The 1058-nt window shown below is 69.0% G+C and carries 1 protein-coding gene; it reads left to right on the plus strand.

Annotation, left to right across the window (positions count from 1 at the left end; all coding sequences use genetic code 11):
• The coding region (gene tnpC, locus ACOVRJ_RS13660) for an IS66 family transposase (RefSeq protein ID WP_422044397.1) at positions 1 to 1058 on the plus strand (1058 nt) is incomplete at both ends.

Below are 1058 nucleotides of genomic sequence, written 5' to 3' on the forward strand. Positions count from 1 at the left end.
CGCGCCGCCAGATCCGCCACGAACCCGACAGCACCACCTGCGGCTGCGGCTGCGCCATGAAGCGCATCGGCGAGGACGTGGCCCAGAAGCTGGACTACGTGCCCGGCATCTTCACCGTCGAGCACCACATCCGCGGCAAGTGGGTGTGCGCGAAGTGCGAGACCCTGGTGCAGGCGCCGGTGCCGGCGCACGTCATCGACAAGGGGCTGCCCACCACCGGGCTGCTGGCCCAGGTGCTGGTGGCCAAATATGCCGACCATCTGCCGCTGTACCGGCAGGAGGCGATCTTCGAACGCGCCGGGATGAGCCTGCCGCGCTCCACGCTGGCGCAGTGGGTCGGTGCCTGCGGCGTCGAGCTGCAGCCGCTGGTCGGGGCGCTGAAGGCCGCACTGCTCAGCCGAGCGGTGCTGCACGCCGATGAGACGCCGGTGGCGATGCTCAAGCCGGGCCACGGCAAGACGCATCGGGCGTATCTGTGGAGCTACGGCACGACGGCCTTCGATCCGATCAAGGGTGTCGTGTTCGACTTCGCCGAGACCCGCGCTGGGCGCCACGTGCAGGCTTTTCTCGGCACCGACCGTGCCGATGCCAGCAGCAACGGCAGCAGCAGCGGCTGGCGCGGCACGCTGGTGTGCGATGACTACGCCGGCTACAAGGCGTTGTTCGGCGGCCAGATCGTCGAGGCGGGCTGTCTGGCGCATGCGCGGCGCAAGTTCTTCGACCTGTGGGCCAACCACCAGAGCGCGGTGGCCGAGCAGGCGCTGGGGTATTTCCGCGACCTGTACGCGGTCGAGCGCGAGGTGCAGGACCTGCAGGTCGATGAGCGACGCAGGATCCGGCAGCTGAAGGCCAAGCCGGTGGCCGATGCCCTGCAGGCGTGGCTGATCACGCAGCGGCAGAAAGTGCCGGAAGGGTCGGCGACCGCGAAGGCGATCGACTACAGCTTGAACCGCTGGACCGCGCTGACCCGTTACCTGGGCGACGGCAATCTGCCGGCCGACAACAACTGGATCGAGAACCGGATCCGGCCGATCGCGCTGGGGCGGGCGAACTGGCTG

The organism is Roseateles sp. (genome assembly GCF_049240545.1).
In the GTDB taxonomy this organism is placed as follows: Bacteria; Pseudomonadota; Gammaproteobacteria; order Burkholderiales; family Burkholderiaceae_C; genus Paucibacter_A.